The organism is Shewanella sp. AS16, from assembly GCF_021412365.1.
Classification (GTDB): domain Bacteria; phylum Pseudomonadota; class Gammaproteobacteria; order Enterobacterales; family Shewanellaceae; genus Shewanella; species Shewanella salipaludis.
On sequence record NZ_JAKCLK010000344.1, the window covers coordinates 1 to 286 of the forward strand.

Genomic DNA, 286 nt, shown 5'->3' on the forward strand with positions numbered 1-286 from the left:
ACTTTCCCGGAATCCCAATCAAAACCAGCGTGAATTGACTGAACTTCAACTGAGGGTGTTGAACCAATGCTGCCAGGCGAATGAACAACGATCGTTACATCCATATCGCGACGATGGCTGTGGTTGTTGGACAAAATACGATTCACCAACTCAGAAAATTTGGAAAATTTCATGCTGATTCCCCTTTCTCTGCTCTCTCCTGTCGGAACATCACTATCATCAGGTCGCCTTTTGTCGCTATCCTGGCTGTTGTACCTGGTTCAATGCGGCTAAGCTCAAATGCGTC

The 286-nt window shown here is 46.5% G+C and carries 1 protein-coding gene; it reads right to left on the bottom strand.

The annotated features are described in order from the left end of the window. Positions 1-169: 169 nt before the first annotated feature. On the bottom strand, positions 170-286 hold a 117-nt coding region (locus tag LZP73_RS21390; protein ID WP_267960271.1), incomplete at its 5' end, for a DUF4752 family protein.